Origin of the sequence: Gordonia amicalis NBRC 100051 = JCM 11271 (assembly GCF_000332995.1) — a bacterium.
Classification (GTDB): Bacteria; Actinomycetota; Actinomycetes; order Mycobacteriales; family Mycobacteriaceae; genus Gordonia; species Gordonia amicalis.
Window position 1 is genome coordinate 1 of the sequence record NZ_BANS01000049.1, and the last position, 14,139, is coordinate 14,139.

Genomic DNA, 14,139 nt, shown 5'->3' on the forward strand with positions numbered 1-14,139 from the left:
CAGGAGTCTGGACATACTGCGGTATATGAGTTTCCCTACCGACAGGGCGGGGCCAAAGTGCGCCTCACGCTGCGTGTTCGCTGGGAATCCGATCTGGAGCGGGGACTGAGCACTGCGTGGTGCGCGTCGTTCAGCCGCCCACCGTGGCGACTGGATGGGGAGGCCTGCGGCCTGGTCCCCGTCGATGCCCTGAAGGATGTGGTCGCCGCCGAGCACCAAAACGCCGGCCCCGTTGGCCCCGCGCCGTAGAGAGATGGCGAGCACTCGCGAGTCCAAACGATAATCGCCGCGTCCGACAAAGCCTGTCGGACGCGGCGATTGGTGGTTTGTCAGACGCTAGTCAGCGACCCTTCGGCTGCTCTTTGAGGAGCATGTTGCCGATGGGCACGCCGAAGTTGTACGTCGTGCCGACGTAGCCGTTCTTGGTTCGGCGATACTCGGTCCGGTAGTACCACTCGACGGCCGGGTGCGACGAATAGCTAGCCACGCCACCGTTTTTCGTCGGCCGGATCGAGTACTGATACACGTTTGCCGGGCCGACGCCGTAGTAGTCCTGCTGGTAGGTGTTTCCGATGACCCGAGCATTCGACTCAGGTGTCGGCACGACGCCATACATGAGGAGCTGATGCTTGTAGCGCCCCTCTTTGATCTTCGCGTCAGAGTCGCCGGCACCGGCGACCAGTCCGAAAGTTGCTGCTCCGGCGATCAACGCCCCCGCTATTAATCGTTTCACAAGGTTCGACGCTAGCAGCCGAACGCCGGTTTCCACTCGGGCAAAGTCGATCCCGTGAAAGTGGCTCGGTTGTCCGAGCAGCACGCTTCGAGTCCGGCCAGTTCCACGAAGCGAGCATAGGCAGAACGTATGACATTCGGTGTCGCGAGCCTAGCCAGAAAACGTGATGCATGTACAGTTACGTCACTGGTGACGTAACCCGTTGTCCCACAACGCATTTCGCCGATAATAGCGATTATGTCAGGTAAGCCTGACGTCGATTCGGGTAGCGTCTGGGCATCCTGACATTCGGGTGTACCCTACCAGCATGGGTTGGATACATGAGACCGACACTCATTTGCACGAGGCGGCGTTGGTGGCGGTATTCGAGGACGGCGCCGAGAGCCACGCATCGACCATGGTCGACGGCGCCGACTACGAGATCGTTGAGCGGGGCCGAACCTCGAGCGAGGATCGTTTGCGGCCGTCGACCGAGATTGTCGGCTGGCTTCTGCGGTGCCATTGCGGCCGCTCGAACAGTTCCGACGGCTCATCCTGGACCGATCCCGTCCAGTGGACACGGGTGCCCTCAGCCTCCCTCGAGGACCTGGCCCGGCATCGTGTGTTCGCCCCAGACGCTGACCTCGACGTCGGCGTGCGAGCCGAGGTCGCCGCGGCCGCCACAGCAGTGTGGCGGCGTGAGCATCTTGACCCGCTCGACGTCGACGGCGAGATCCGGGCGGCGGTCACAGCCCGCAGGGACGCCGACGCACAACTCGACGCCGCGGTGGCCAAGGCCCGTCGACTGGGCCGTTCGTGGGCCGAGATCGGCGCGGCGACCGGCATGACCCGGCAAGCAGCAAACGAGCGCTGGAAAGACCGCACGTGAGCGTTGTCGGGTCATTCCGGGGTCCCGGTAGTAATGGCGCAAAAAACAACGAGGTTCGCGTAGCGCCTGGTCGGCGGTGATTTCTCGGTTCGGGCTGCGGGCCGGGGTGGTTGGTGCTTGGCTTGGCTGCCGATGAGGTTGGTCGGCGTTTTGGAGGCTGGGGTTCGTGGCGACGCGGGTATTCGCGGACGAGGAGTTGCAGCGCCTGCGGGAGTTCCCGGAGATCAGTCGTGAGGAGTTGTTCCGGTACTTCACGCTGACCCCGGCGGATCTGGCGTTCGTTGCTCCGCAGGGCAGGGGCCCTGCGGTCCGTCTGGGCCTGGCGGTGGCGTTGTGCACCTTGCCGTGGCTGGGGTTCGTGCCGGACAAGGTGTCGTCGGCGCCGCCGGTGGCGGTGGCCCGGTTGGCGGATCAGCTGAATGTCGATGCGGTGCAGCTTCGTTCGTATGGCAAGCGGGCGCAGACGCGGACCGAGCATGTGCGGCTGGTGGCCCAGTATCTGGGGTGGCGGCCTGCCGGGTCGATGGAGTTGAAGGAGCTGGATGAGTTCCTGCTGGCGCGGGCGATGGAGCACGATTCGCCGACTCTGTTGTTCCGGCTGGCGTGTGAGTACCTGATCTCGGCGCGGGTGATCCGGCCGGGCCCGGACACGGTGGTCCGGCGGGTCGCGCATGCTCGCACGCAGGCGCAGCGGGAGACCTATGATCGGTTGGCGCGCGAGTTCACGCCGCAGCGGTGTAAGGAACTGGATGCGTTGCTGGTCGTCGACCCGTCTATCGGGATGTCGCGGTTGCGGTGGTTGTCGACCGGCCCTGTGGAGGCGTCGGCGACCGCGGTGAAGGCCGAGGTCGAGAAGCTGGTGTTCCTGCGCAACCTGGGCGCGGATGAGCTGGATATGTCGGTGCTGCCGGCGGAGCGGCGGCGGTTCCTGGCGACTGTGGGCCGACGCTTGACGGGCCAAGCCTTGGAACGCCGGGATCCGGCGGCTGCGCGGCCTTGACCCTGTACTCGGGTACAGGGTTGAGAATGTGTGCATGCGGACCGGTGAGCTGGCAGCCAGGGCGGGGATCAACGCGCAGACCCTGCGCTATTACGAGCGCCGTGGTCTGCTCGCGCGACCGGCGCGGTCCCCGGCAGGCTACCGCAGCTACCCCGACGAGGCGGTCGCGGTGGTCAGGTTCGTCAAACGATCCCAGGAGCTGGGGTTCACCCTCGACGAGGTCGCCGAACTGCTGCGGCTGGCCGACGGCGGCCCCGACGACTGCGACACCGCCCGCGCACTGGCCGAGTCGAGGGTTGCCGAGCTGGAACGGCGTATCGCGGACCTGCAGCGCATGCGCGGCTCGCTGGCAGAGTTGATCGCGACGTGCGAGCTGCCCCGCAACCGCCGGTCCTGTCCGATCCTGACCTCGCTGCACGAAGGAGACCACCCGTGAAACTGGAAATCCTCCAGGTCCCCGACTGCCCCAACGTGGCGGTACTCGAACAGCGCATCCGGCAGGCGACCGCCGGCCAGCCGGTGCAGCTCGAGATCACCCGCCGTGTGATTGACGATCCCGGCCGGGCCGCCACCGCGGGTATGACCGGATCACCCACCCTGCTGGTCGACGGCTGCGACCCGTTCGCAACGCCGGGCCAGGTCCCGAGCCTGTCGTGCCGCCTCTACCCCTCCGACACCGGGCGGCTCGACGGCGCACCCTCGGTCGCCGCGTTGCGCGCCGCGTTGCGGCTCGTCCCGGACGGCACCGCGGCACTCGGGGACGACACCGCATCCTCATGCTGCACCCCACCCGCCGCCGAATCTCCGGCAACAGTGCTCCGCGCCTGGCGCGCCGCCGCGCAACCGGCAGACCCCACCGAAAAGGCTGTGCACCAGGCGATCCTGCGTGCCTTCGCCACCGATGGGCAGGCGCCGACCGGTGACGATCTGACCGAGATGGCCGCCGGGCCCGACGTGCCGGTCGAGCAGCTACTGCGCCGCCTGCACGACGCCGACATCGTCCGCCTCGACGCGACCGGGAGCATCGCGGCGGCGTATCCATTCTCGGCCACACCGACGCCGCATCGAGTCCGGATCGCTGGTGGAGCCACGGTTTCGGCCATGTGCGCGGTCGACGCGCTCGGTATGGCCGCGATGCTCGACACGCCGGTGACGATCACCTCCGCCGACCCGGTGACCGCCGACCCGATCACGGTCACCGTTGACGGCGGGCACGTCACCGCCGACCCGGCCACCACGGTCGTCTTCGTCGGCGCACAGGCCGGCCCAGGCCCGTCCGCCGACACCTGCTGCCACTACCTCAACTTCTTCACCGACCGCGCCAGCGCCCAGGGCTGGGCAGACACCCACCCCGGCATCGGCGGCGTTATCGTCGAACTCCCCGACGCCCACCACCTCGGCACCACCATTTTCGGGCACCTGCTGCACAGCTGACCGCACCCGGGCGTGCCACAGATAACACCCTGTTATCTGTGGCACCATGAAACCCGGCCTGCGACGACTCCGCTCCGGCGGTGCGCGAAGCGGCCCTGTTATCTGTGGCAAGCAGGCCAGGGAGGTCACAATGTTGCCGTCCGGGATCACCGTCCGCGCCGCCGGCGACAGCTTCCTCGACTCGATCCACTCCCCGAACACCCGCCGCTCCTACGCCATCGCCGTCGACAAGACCACCGCCACGCTCGGCGAGACCCGGCCGCTGGCCAACGTCGCCGACGACGAGATCGGCGAAACCCTCGAAACCCTGTGGGGCTCCTCAGCAGTCAACACCTGGAACGCCCGCCGCGCCACGGTCGCGTCCTGGCTGGCGTGGTGCCGCGAGCACGGGCACACCACCCCGGCGGTCCCGGCCTGGGTGAAACGCTCCACTCCACCGGACTCCGCCACCCCGGTGCACTCGCGCACCGCGATCGACCGGCTCATCGCCCGCCGCGACATCGACATCCGGGAGAAGACGCTGTGGCGGATGCTTTACGAAACCTGCGCCCGCACCGAGGAACTGCTCCAGGTCAACATCGAAGACCTCGATCTGGCCGGGCGGTGTTGCCTGGTGAAGTCCAAGGGCGCCAAGCCCCGCACCCGCCGCCGCGGTGCCACCTACCACGAGTACGCGCACGAGCTCGTGTACTGGGATGCGGGCACCGCCCGGCTTCTGCCACGCCTCACCAAGGGCCGCACCCGCGGACCGCTGTTCGTCACCCACCGCCGACCGGGCCCCGGCAAGGCCGCCGCCGACCGGGACATCTGCCCCGACACCGGGCTGGCACGGCTGTCCTACGGCCAGGCCCGCGCCGTGCTGGATGCCGCCACAGCGACGAATGGCCCCGGCACCGGCTGGGACCTGCACGAACTCCGGCATTCTGGCCTGACGCATCTCGGCGAGGCCGGAGCCAGCCTGCTCGAGCTAATGGCCAAGTCTCGCCACCGCAAACCCGACAACCTGCGCCGCTACTTCAAACCCTCACCGGCAGCCATGCGCGGAATCACCAGCCTCCTCGGTCCCGACCGCAGCCACCGATAGCGGCCACCAACAACGGCTCGTCCGTCTACCCGCTGACCAGGCGCTACGCGAACTTCGTTGTTTTTTGCGCCATTACTGCCGGAACCCCATTCCGGCCTAGGTTGCATGTCGCGTATAGTTGACATCGACCTAGTCGAGTCGACGGAGGACCAGCCCCCTTGTCATAGGACTCGGGCAGGATCAGACGCACACCACCCAGGCACAACAGAGCCGCCACAGCGGAAGGCCCAGGAATGTCGATAACCGTAGGCCATGTATTACTCATGATCCTCGCCTTCCTGCTCGCCCTGTTCATCTACCGGCCCCGCTCCGACCGTCAACCACGCGAACCCCACCGTCAGCCACGCGGTAAACGCCCAGCTGATCCGGCCACAAAGTACGGTGTGCTCCTGGTGCTCGTCGGCTACCCGTCGTTCGGCTTGCTGGTCTACTCAATGTGGCCGAACCTTCAGGGCCTGTTCACCGCGATTGGCGGCGATACCCCCAGCGACAGCACAGGAATGAGCGGATCGCACTGGGCGGCACTTGCCGTCGCTATCATCCTTCCCAATTTGATCGGCGTCCTTCACATGCTGCAATCCCGCCATGCCAAGACACCGAACTCGGAAGCCAACAGCAGCGACCAAGCACCCAACCTCGAGAAATGACTCACACCGATGGAACGGCTCAGACTCGGACTCGGACCGCTCTGCGGCGGCCTGGCCGCCGTGGCGTTAATCGCGACCAGCTGTAGCGACGGCGAGGACTCCACATGGAGCGCCAGCCGCTCGTCGTCCACGAACCCACCACCCGTCACAACGCTTGCAACTCCCCCGCCTCCTAAATGGATCGGAGACCGTAGCTGCGGGGTGACCTGGGGACCAGACGGCATTTTGGACATCGTGCCGCTGAGCCCAGGCGTTGACTGCGCAGCCGCGAAACGGGCCGCGGACACCTACATGTCCAGTGTCGACGGGTTCATGACCAGCAATCCACTCGAAGTCACCGATGGATGGACCTGCCGAATCTCCCTAAAGGACCGAGGCGAGATCGTTCGATGCACAGCTGGCCGGCAACAGGCTTCCCTCAACCGGAGAAACCACCAGACGAGCCCAGGAACCGGATCGGATGCCGGGACCACCTCCCCACACTGAGCCGCTTACTGCGGGACGGTCGTGTCCTCCGAACGGAGGAAATCATCTTCCAGGTTCTTCGTGTACTCGCGCACTGAAGTTGTCACCGGGATAACAACATTCACTCCGCAGCGGCTACACATCGTGAACGCACAATCAGCTTCGACGTCGACCAGTTGAACTTTCGCTTGGCCTTCAAACTTGGCACGGGCACAACAACTGACGATCCGAGTGCCTCGAAATTGGCAGAGTAACAACAACTTTCAATTCACCCTAGGGTTCCAACGGCACGTAGGCTGCCCGCCATGCGCCATCTCATCAGCAAGAAGATCCTCGTTGCCGCCGGCTCGGCCCTGGTTGTCGCTGGAGGAGTTGCCGGTGGCGCGGGTCCCGCGTCGGCAGTGAGGTGGGCCCTTCGTAGTGGTCCAGTTGTTGTGCGACTCTGTTGCCCGAGTGTTTGGGCAGGAAGAATCGACGACGACATGGCAGGTAGCAAGCGCCGGCGGCATACGCCGGATCAGATCATCCGCAAGCTGGCCGAGGGCAACAAGCTCCTCGGGACCGGGCAGGAGTTGGCTGAGGTGTGCCGGCATCTGGAGGTCACAGAGTCGACCTGGCATCGCTGGGTGGCCCAGTACGGGGGCATGAAGGCCAATGACGTCAAACGCCTCAAAGAACTCGAAGCTGAGAACGCTCGGCTCAAGAAGTTGGTCGCCAACCAGGCCCTCGATATCGACATGCTCAAGGAGATTTCGTCGGGAAACTTCTGACCCCGAACCGCAAGCGCAGCGCCGTGACGATGCTGCGTGAGCGGTTCGGGGTATCTGAGCGGCGAGCATGTGCTGTGGTGGGCATCCACCGCTCCACGATGCGACTGCACCCAGCGCCGATCACCGCGGAGGAAGCCGAGCTGCGGTCCTGGCTACGTGGGTTTTCCACCGACCGGCCCCGCTGGGGCTGGCGACGCGCCGCGATCGCCGCGCGCAAAGCGGGCTTCACGGTCAACAACAAACGCATCCGCCGCCTGTGGCGTGAGGAGGGGCTGCGAGTTCCCCAGCGCCGCAGGAAGAAACGGCTCACCGGAATCGGGACCGCGGTTGGGGCGATGTGCCCAATCCGGCCGAACGTGATCTGGGCGATGGACTTCCAATTCGACACCACCGCCGACGGCCGAACCATCAAAATGCTCAACGTGATCGACGAGTTCACCCGCGAAGCCCTGGTGATCCACGTCGACCGCGTCATCAACGCCGATGGCGTGGTTGACGTTCTCGACCGCCTGGCCCTGATACATGGTCCACCGTGCTACGTGCGGTTCGACAACGGACCGGAATTCGTCGCTCACGCCGTCAACGACTGGTGCCGATTCAACGGCACCGGATCACTATTCATCGACCCCGGCTCCCCGTGGCAGAACGCCTGGATCGAATCGTTCAACGGCCGCCTGCGCGACGAGCTGCTCAACTCCTGGCGCTTTGACTCCCTGCGCGAAGCCCGGGTCATCATCGAAGACTGGAGGATCGACTACAACGCCAACCGACCCCATTCGGCCCACCACGGACTCACCCCCGCCGAGTTCGCCCTACAGTGGACCACGACCCACCAACCTCAAGCCGCATAGCGACTGGACCATCGAATGGGTCCCCCTCAGCAGCACCCGGACCGGCCATGATCTTCATCGAGAACGGCGTCAACATTCGCACTGCCGCCGACATCGACGCGACCATCGTCGGACACGGCCAGCGCGGACAGAAGTTTGACTCACAGTGCTCGCGCCTCGTCCCGGATCGCCGCTGGAATGGCGCTGTGACCAACTGGGTTTACGGCACGAACCGGGCCACCGGAGTCAAAGGCTGGACCTCGACCGAAGTCCTTGAGGGCATCTTTAACAAGATTCCCGACTGCTGACATCGTTTAGGTCGCGTGAGCGACTACTGCAGACGTTCGACTTCACTACCGTTGGCTCGCGCATATTCTTCAGCTTCGGCGACCTCTTCACCGGCGAACACCCTGATGTCAGCGGGGCGGCCAGGCGGTCGCACGATGAGAGTTAGGTCGGATAGAGCAGCTCGGCCGCGCTTCGGAGTCACCCGCCTGGTCACTCCCCCACTGTCGTTGTCGCTCATTGTTCCTCCTGGACCTGAATCGCTTCGGGCGGCACCCAGAGCGTGATGGTCATCGAGGAAGTGCGGTTGGCACTTCGGAGCTGCATCTCGCAGATCCCGCGCCACAGCCCGTTGCTGAGCTGGAGCCAGGCGAGTTGCCGCGCCGGCATCGCCGCCTCGATCCGCGCACCAGATGCGCGCACTCGTAGGGACACTCCCTCTGGTGCGGCTGAGTACGGACGGCCCGAGGTTGGATCGAAGCGCACCATGTCAACAACGACGGGGCGTGGTGGATCGAACACCCGCAGCGTCCGCCCGTCGGGCCAGCCCTCGAACATGATCGACCTCGAAGTCCCATCTCACGCCCTGCTCAAACCGTCGATGGGGCACCAGCCGCTTCCCGACGACCAGTACCCCATCCGCCGTCAGAATAGACCATTGTCGAACTAATGTGCGAACAGGGGTTTGTTCAATTGCATCCCCTTCACTCCCCCACCAAATCCTTGTCGTCCGACCGATCTCACGCCGATCTGGGTACGGATACCAGAGGGCAACCGACCCGAAGGGAGGGCGGCAGCGCATCGTAGCGAAGTCTCAGTTGCGCCACGATCAAACAGGACAATCCCCTCCTAGAGCAGCCGTACTGCTGTACAGCTGTACAGCTGTACAGCAGAGGGTCGCTCGACACCTTCCATTGCGGACCACGCCGCCACCTCCCCTGCCAAGCACAGGAATGTGTGACTTAGCAGGGGTGGCGGAGCCTAGCTAGTGAGCATCAACGAGTGCACGCTCGCCAAGCTCAGAGTGCGCCGCCTGCTCGTTGTGCGCGCGTGCGTTGCTCCTGCACTCCTGAGAGAGAGTCAGCCATCGCCCGATCGTGGTTCTGTGCGCGCCGATGAAGATGGCGGCTTCCTCTTTCGGTGCATCGAGGCGCTCACACACAAGTGCGCGCGCGACGGCGAGTGCACCGTGCTTAACGCGGCCACGGCTGCACACCAGATGCGCTAGCTGCCAGTCTGCGTCGGTGATCTGCCCATCGATCTCGGCAAAGCTCACGCTCATCGCGGTGTGCTGCGCTTCTGAAACCGACGATCCTTGTACCGATCCGCTGACCTGGGGCTGTGCACACTGCGCATCGGAGCTCGTAGCGTCGTCAGCTTCCTCCTGGGGACGCTCGGGTACTCGCATCGGCGGGACCGGGATACTCTCCCCCGCACCCCGATTCCCTGTCCAGACGTGCATCACGACGCCGTGAACGCTCGCCAAGAGCGCGAGGGGCGCGACGATTGCGATGGCCACAGACAGAAGCCCGTGCGTGACCCCTCGGTCGGCGACGAGGAAGGCATGCGCTGCATTCCCTGCGACAGAGGTCGCGGAGAAGATGGCGAGCATGGCGAAGTGATACCGCCGGCCAGCGGCATCACCCCGCCGTGTGGACAGAAGCGCGCAAAGTGTGGCCTGAAGGATGAATGTGTCAACGACGACCGGGAGGAGCGGGGTGAGTCGTTGAGGAATGGCTCCGGACATGGCTGCCAGTTCGGACAGGGCGCTGAAGGACAGTATGAAAGAGGCGGCAACGACGATCAGGCTCAGGACGACTGCACCGGCCATGCTGGCGGCGCTGGGTGATCCTTCGTTGTGCTGGGCGGTGCGCGAAGTATCGTCATGCATAGATCAACAGGCTCCATCTGTTGGTCGGTAGGCCCTGGTGGTGCTCCAATCACCACCAGGGCCGTTTCTTGGCAGGGGTCGGACTCAGCTCTCGTTCTTGCGTAGCCATTCGGTGATCAGTTCCTCCATGACGTCGCCCATCGTGGTGCCAGCGGCGGTCGTCGCAATCTTGAACCTGCGACGGAGATCCCGGTCGATCCGATGGGTGAGCTTCACCTGAGAGTCACTGAGGGTTTGAAAGGTGGACGAGACCGGCACCTTGACAGGCTCAGGCGTCGGTTCCGCAACCAGTGGCTGACGAGGCGCCAGGTTGGCTCTGGGGTTGCGTTGGATACTCATTCGACTCCCTCTTTCAGCGCCTCAAGCATTTCGTTGAGAACGTCGGCGTATGCGCCATCGTGTGGAGGTCGGAACCCATACGCGGTGCGGATGTGCTCACGAAGGGGCACGATCGTGTCGAAACGACTAATGCCCTGGTCTTCCAAGGTTGCGATCGTGTCGTTGAGAAGTTTGGTATTGAGCCGTGCTGAGGTGATGAGAACTGCGTACATCTGTGTGGTGATCGCCGGCAGCGTTTCCCACACACGACTGAGGTCGAGTCCTGCGGCCTGGGTCGGCACGATGACGAAGTCCGACGCCTCGATCGCGTTCTGGATCACCGTGCTGTCCCCTGGCGGGGTATCAATGATGATGGCAGCCTCGGCGTCGCTTTGCGCCAGGCGCGGCAGTCGCTTGATGTTCGACACTTCAACCCGGAATGGAAACGGGTCGCCGTTGTCCTGGGCGCGGTCAGCCCACTCGGTGGCTGAACCCTGCTTGTCGAGGTCCGCCAGAATGATCTCCCGATCCGGCTCCCGAAGGGCTAGTTCGTTCGCAAGGAAGACACTCGTCGTCGTCTTCGACACACCCCCTTTCGTGTTCACAACCGACACGATCATGTGGCACTCCCCTTTCACTGGTGCTGTATTGCCGTACTGCCGCACTGCTGTAGTGGCGGCTGCCGTCTGGCAGGATGCGCGGCCCAACTAAGCCTGCCGTACTGCTGTACTGCAGTACTGCTGTACTGGCTGGCTATCTGTAATGCCGTACTGCTGGCTATCTGTAATGCCGTCTCGCCAGCACTACTGCTCTCGCTGCTGCCGGTGTCGTATTGCCGGGTTTGTTGGTTGGGCAGCTGAGCTGAGGTTATGGCTGATTGGTCCACGTTTCAACGCGACGCGCCGCAAAGCTGTATTGCCGTATTGCTGTATCGCTGTCTCCTATAGCCGCTCACTCCCGCGCACATCGACTTGCGGCCGTATTGCCGTACTGCTGTATTGCCGTCAAGGTTGCACCACCCTGAGGTGTGAGTGCTGACCGGCCGTGTCGAGATGCAAAACGGTCCGCCCTTCGGCGCGTCGCCGTCATGACAGCAGTACAGCAGTACAGCAGAAGTGGCGGGCGGCTTCCGGCGTTTCTGAGTCAGATGGCTGTGAACGTCGATCGGTCCCACGGTTCATGGAAGACTCGGCTCAATGCACGCGAAGACACTTAGTGAACTTCCTCATCCACCTGGACGTGTGCCGCTGTTGGGGGATATCAGGTCAGTCGATCGCCATCGACCGACACAACACGAGGCCCAGCTGTCCAGGGATCTGGGGCCGATCTTTCAACGGTTGCTGTTGCGCGATCGTCTTGTTGTGGTTGGGGGAGCGGAGCTTGCCAAGGAGACGCTCGACGAGCAGGCGTGGGGACGTGTCCTCGTCGGTCCACTTGCCAAGCTTCGCGAGATTGTCACATCAGGACTGTTCACCGCCCGAACCAGCGACCCGCTTTGGGGGCAAGCTCGCCGGATTCTTACCCCCGGCTTCTCCCAGGCCGCCATGCGCGCGTATCACCGCGCGATGCGGACCGTGGCGGATGATCTGGCGGTTAGGTGGAAAGAAGACCCGGACGTCGACGTACACGGTGACATGACCGCTGCCACACTGGAGATCATCGGCCGTGCAGGCTTCTCCACGCCGATGGGACTGCTCGGGGACAACGCCGCCGCCCCGCAGGGGACGGGCGAGTTCGTTGCAGCGTTAAGCCGAGTCTTGGCCTGGGCGAGCGAGTCCACCAACGATCTCCCGGTGATCGGACCCATTAGAGGAGTGCTCGCGGCACCGGGCATTCGCCGAGATGTCAACTACGTGCGCGGTTTCGTCGACTCGATCATCGAACGTCGGCGGAACGACGACGCCGACCAGAACGACGACCTTTTGGGGCTCATGCTGACCACTCGAGACACCGAGACGGAGGAACTGCTGCCCGTCGAGAATGTGCGTGACCAAGTGCTCACATTCCTTGCGGCCGGCCACGAAACGACAGCGGCCCTGTTGGAGGTCGCGCTGTACCATCTCGCCGCCGATCCCAGCGTCGGCGACCTGATAGTCGACGAAGAACTCAGCGAAGCTACAGCGCTGGACTACGACGAAGTCGTCCGGTTGCGGCGGGTCAAGGCGCTGATCAACGAATGTCTGCGCCTGTGTCCTCCTGCACCTGGATTCTTCCGCATTGCCCGGTCTGATCAAGAACTCGGCGGATACCGAGTGCCAGCAGGCAGAGCGGTGTTCGTGCTCAGTCTTGCCGCTCAACGCGATCCGGTGGTGTGGGGACCTGATGCCGACGAGTTTCGCGCGGATCGCTTCTTAGGCAAGAGATTGACGGCCAGTTCACCGGAGTTCTTTGCGCCGTGGGGGACCGGGCCACGATCGTGCATTGGCCGCCAGTTCGCGATCCATGAGACCACTCTGCTCATCGCATCGCTACTCTCGAAATACAGACTGACGATGGATAAGCCAGTTGAGCTACGCCTGCGCGAGCGGGCAACACTGAGGCCCGAGCCGTTCCGGATCGTGGCAACTCCGCGGGGGAGGACAAGATGACCTGGTATCTCATTGAGACGTTGGCACAAGCGCCGAGTGCCTCCATCGTCTTCAAAGAGGGCGAGCATCGAGACTGGACCTCGGTGCGAACACTGACACGCAGCGATGGTCTCGACAAGATCGAGGACCTCATCGCCGATGTCCGTACGTCCTGTGAGGGGTTGGACCGGGTCGAGCAGGGACGGCTCGGCCCGAGGCGAATCGTGATGCGCCCTGTACTCGGATACGAAGGCGACGTCTACGGAATCAAGACCTGGGTGGGCAAGCCTGAAGAGGACTTAACTCCCGAGCGTGCTATCGCGTCGGTGAACTGGGATGTGCAGTCTCTGGTAGCTCGACACACACTCGAGTCATACATGATGTCGTCTATCAGCCCAGAGGGATTCGGACAGGACCGCGACCCTGGACAATTCCTCCGCAAAGTCGCTCAGTTCGATGCCCTCAATGAGCTCGCCGAACTGTGCTTAAACGACGGGACCCGTACCCACTTTTCAGGTCGTCTCACTGTTCTTCACGACGACACACGTCTGATGGCGTGGCGTGGCCTAGCCCGCAGTAGCGCCGGCCCGGACGGCACCGAGGTGCGCGGAATGTTCCACGACGTGACGGACACCGAACCGCCGCAGATCGCCCCACTGACAGCGCTGAAACTTAGTACCAGTGACGAAAGTGCCACGGGGACAGTGCTGGTGGCGTATCGCCGTGTGCCCGGCGAACCGGAAGTTCCAGCACTGATCTACTGGATCTCGCCGCGCCCGTTCTTCGTCGCGGAATCAGCCACAGAGCACCATCTGGCTCAACAACCACACGCGCGACTTCCTGGGAACCTGATCAATCCCGAGTTCTTCGACGAGTTCATCCGGGCTAAGAAGGTCCTTGAAGCAGGCCAGGACGACCTCGAAATCCCTATGGTGATCGAAATGCTGGGCCGAGAGGGTGATTGGGTTCGCGTCCGGTTTCATATTCGGCGCTATCCGGGAGCGGTCGGCAGTCTCCTTCACATCGGCCGCTTCACTCGTTTAGAGGACTAACCAGGGACCTCACGCGGTACGCGCCGGTACCTTGGCCCCGCTCGCCGATGCGTGGGTACCCCGTGGCGTGCCGCCGAAAGCGAGTACACCATGCCAGGGAGCGCGTCAGCGTGGGTCAATCTGGTCCGCAGGACCTCCAGACCTCGCTTGCTCCTTGCCTGCTCCGAGCGAGATTCGGCGTGCCAGCATCGGCGC

At 63.9% G+C, this 14,139-nt stretch carries 15 protein-coding genes and 1 pseudogene; 11 read left to right on the top strand and 5 right to left on the bottom strand.

Features of this window, described 5'->3' with window-relative positions:
• Window positions 1-249 (top strand): hypothetical protein (locus GOAMI_RS23320; RefSeq protein ID WP_006438308.1); only part of this gene is annotated, 249 nt, incomplete at its 5' end.
• 91 nt (window positions 250-340) lie between these two features.
• Here GOAMI_RS23320 and GOAMI_RS19490 read toward each other — a convergent pair.
• A complete protein-coding gene (locus tag GOAMI_RS19490; protein ID WP_006438309.1) occupies window positions 341-817 on the bottom strand; it encodes a hypothetical protein in 477 nt (158 codons plus the stop codon).
• A gap of 223 nt (window positions 818-1,040) precedes the next feature.
• On the opposite strand from GOAMI_RS19490, the gene GOAMI_RS19495 reads away from it, so the two are divergent.
• The 8 genes and pseudogenes from GOAMI_RS19495 to GOAMI_RS19535 all read left to right on the top strand — a co-directional run bounded on the left by GOAMI_RS19495 (window position 1,041) and on the right by GOAMI_RS19535 (window position 8,139).
• Window positions 1,041-1,601, top strand: coding sequence for a hypothetical protein (locus tag GOAMI_RS19495; RefSeq protein WP_006438310.1), 561 nt, complete (start codon window positions 1,041-1,043; stop codon window positions 1,599-1,601).
• A 166-nt stretch (window positions 1,602-1,767) separates the two neighbouring features.
• A pseudogene (locus GOAMI_RS19500) lies at window positions 1,768-2,598 on the top strand (DUF4158 domain-containing protein); the annotation flags it as partial.
• A gap of 37 nt (window positions 2,599-2,635) precedes the next feature.
• Window positions 2,636-3,037, top strand: coding sequence for a MerR family transcriptional regulator (locus tag GOAMI_RS19505; protein ID WP_006438312.1), 402 nt, complete (start codon window positions 2,636-2,638; stop codon window positions 3,035-3,037).
• A complete protein-coding gene (locus GOAMI_RS19510) occupies window positions 3,034-4,035 on the top strand; it encodes an alkylmercury lyase family protein (RefSeq protein WP_006438313.1) in 1,002 nt (333 codons plus the stop codon). The genes GOAMI_RS19505 and GOAMI_RS19510 overlap by 4 nt, the downstream gene beginning before the upstream one ends.
• A 130-nt stretch (window positions 4,036-4,165) precedes the next feature.
• Complete coding sequence (locus tag GOAMI_RS19515) at window positions 4,166-5,119, top strand: tyrosine-type recombinase/integrase (RefSeq protein ID WP_040005029.1); 954 nt, start codon at window positions 4,166-4,168, stop codon at window positions 5,117-5,119.
• A gap of 263 nt (window positions 5,120-5,382) precedes the next feature.
• Window positions 5,383-5,766, top strand: coding sequence for a hypothetical protein (locus tag GOAMI_RS19520; RefSeq protein WP_006438316.1), 384 nt, complete (start codon window positions 5,383-5,385; stop codon window positions 5,764-5,766).
• Between the two features lie 947 nt (window positions 5,767-6,713).
• A protein-coding gene (locus tag GOAMI_RS19530; protein ID WP_085950464.1) for an IS3 family transposase occupies window positions 6,714-7,852 on the top strand; the annotation gives its coding sequence in 2 pieces (ribosomal slippage) (window positions 6,714-6,984 and window positions 6,984-7,852; 1,140 coding nt in all).
• A gap of 47 nt (window positions 7,853-7,899) precedes the next feature.
• Window positions 7,900-8,139, top strand: coding sequence for a hypothetical protein (locus GOAMI_RS19535; RefSeq protein ID WP_006438319.1), 240 nt, complete (start codon window positions 7,900-7,902; stop codon window positions 8,137-8,139).
• A gap of 214 nt (window positions 8,140-8,353) precedes the next feature.
• On the opposite strand, the gene GOAMI_RS19540 is transcribed toward GOAMI_RS19535, so the two are convergent.
• The 4 genes from GOAMI_RS19540 to GOAMI_RS19555 form a co-directional block, all read right to left on the bottom strand.
• Entirely contained in the window at window positions 8,354-8,674 is a 321-nt protein-coding gene (locus GOAMI_RS19540) for a hypothetical protein (protein WP_006438321.1), read from the bottom strand.
• A 427-nt stretch (window positions 8,675-9,101) separates the two neighbouring features.
• The gene (locus tag GOAMI_RS19545) at window positions 9,102-10,007 is read right to left on the bottom strand and encodes a DUF2637 domain-containing protein (protein WP_006438322.1); all 906 of its coding nucleotides are present in this window, start codon (window positions 10,005-10,007) and stop codon (window positions 9,102-9,104) included.
• Between the two features lie 84 nt (window positions 10,008-10,091).
• Window positions 10,092-10,346, bottom strand: coding sequence for a plasmid partition protein ParG (locus GOAMI_RS19550; RefSeq protein WP_006438323.1), 255 nt, complete (start codon window positions 10,344-10,346; stop codon window positions 10,092-10,094).
• Window positions 10,343-10,945: a ParA family protein gene (locus tag GOAMI_RS19555; RefSeq protein WP_006438324.1), complete on the bottom strand. Its 603-nt coding sequence runs from the start codon at window positions 10,943-10,945 to the stop codon at window positions 10,343-10,345. Before GOAMI_RS19555 ends, GOAMI_RS19550 begins: the two co-directional genes overlap by 4 nt.
• Before the next feature lie 576 nt (window positions 10,946-11,521).
• Here GOAMI_RS19555 and GOAMI_RS19560 point away from each other — a divergent pair.
• Both GOAMI_RS19560 and GOAMI_RS19565 read left to right on the top strand, forming a co-directional pair.
• On the top strand, window positions 11,522-12,913 hold the full coding sequence (locus GOAMI_RS19560; protein ID WP_006438325.1) for a cytochrome P450: 1,392 nt from the start codon (window positions 11,522-11,524) through the stop codon (window positions 12,911-12,913).
• Window positions 12,910-13,944 (top strand): GAF domain-containing protein, encoded by a 1,035-nt coding sequence (locus tag GOAMI_RS19565; protein ID WP_006438326.1) that lies wholly within the window; start codon window positions 12,910-12,912, stop codon window positions 13,942-13,944. Before GOAMI_RS19560 ends, GOAMI_RS19565 begins: the two co-directional genes overlap by 4 nt.
• Window positions 13,945-14,139: the final 195 nt, after the last annotated feature.

Bases quoted from the DNA above. Each gene is read 5' to 3' on its own strand.
- GOAMI_RS19495 (WP_006438310.1), top strand. From the start codon at position 1,041: ATGGGTTGGATACATGAGACCGACACTCATTTGCACGAGGCGGCGTTG.
- GOAMI_RS19505 (WP_006438312.1), top strand. From the start codon at position 2,636: ATGCGGACCGGTGAGCTGGCAGCCAGGGCGGGGATCAACGCGCAGACC.
- GOAMI_RS19515 (WP_040005029.1), top strand. From the start codon at position 4,166: ATGTTGCCGTCCGGGATCACCGTCCGCGCCGCCGGCGACAGCTTCCTC.
- GOAMI_RS19520 (WP_006438316.1), top strand. From the start codon at position 5,383: ATGATCCTCGCCTTCCTGCTCGCCCTGTTCATCTACCGGCCCCGCTCC.
- GOAMI_RS19535 (WP_006438319.1), top strand. From the start codon at position 7,900: ATGATCTTCATCGAGAACGGCGTCAACATTCGCACTGCCGCCGACATC.
- GOAMI_RS19540 (WP_006438321.1), bottom strand. From the start codon at position 8,674: ATGTTCGAGGGCTGGCCCGACGGGCGGACGCTGCGGGTGTTCGATCCA.
- GOAMI_RS19545 (WP_006438322.1), bottom strand. From the start codon at position 10,007: ATGCATGACGATACTTCGCGCACCGCCCAGCACAACGAAGGATCACCC.
- GOAMI_RS19550 (WP_006438323.1), bottom strand. From the start codon at position 10,346: ATGAGTATCCAACGCAACCCCAGAGCCAACCTGGCGCCTCGTCAGCCA.
- GOAMI_RS19555 (WP_006438324.1), bottom strand. From the start codon at position 10,945: ATGATCGTGTCGGTTGTGAACACGAAAGGGGGTGTGTCGAAGACGACG.
- GOAMI_RS19560 (WP_006438325.1), top strand. From the start codon at position 11,522: ATGCACGCGAAGACACTTAGTGAACTTCCTCATCCACCTGGACGTGTG.
- GOAMI_RS19565 (WP_006438326.1), top strand. From the start codon at position 12,910: ATGACCTGGTATCTCATTGAGACGTTGGCACAAGCGCCGAGTGCCTCC.